Annotated in this window: 1 protein-coding gene; it reads right to left on the minus strand. The window is 60.4% G+C overall.

What is annotated here, in order from left to right:
• A partial coding sequence (locus AC1D0P_RS27860; RefSeq protein WP_477679690.1) for an anhydro-N-acetylmuramic acid kinase occupies positions 1–541 on the minus strand: 541 nt, incomplete at both ends.

Consider the following 541-nt stretch of genomic DNA (forward strand, 5'->3'; position numbering starts at 1 on the left):
AAATCGTTGCGATCTAGCGAGATACGCATATTCGACGTGAAGAACGGATGCGCCAGGTAACGGTCGGCCATTGCCGTGACCATCCTCCCACGCGAAGCAATTGCGCCTCCCTCATCGAACGCCAGTCCAGCCTGGGCCTCCACCCATTGGTCGATCAGCGTATTGCCCGGACCAGAATCGTAAGCGACGATGCAACCATCGGAACCGATATAGGTGAGATTGGAAATCCCGCCGATATTGACGAACATTGCCGGACGCCCGGCAAATTCGGCAATCCCCGCCGCCAGCGCCGCATGATAGGCCGGCACCAGCGGTGCGCCCTGCCCGCCATGGGCCATGTCGTTGGCGCGCATGTCGTAGATGACGGGAATGCCGGTTTCACGCGCAAGCAGCGGCCCATCGCCAATCTGCACCGTCAGCGCCTGATGCGGCCGGTGCAGCACCGTCTGGCCGTGAAAGCCGATAAGATCGACATCCTGATAGCCAAGCTTCTCCCTGGCGAGAAAATCCTTTACCGCTGCGGCATGCCGTAGCGTCAGCT

The sequence above is a fragment of the Polaromonas sp. P1_G2 genome, assembly GCF_056405515.1.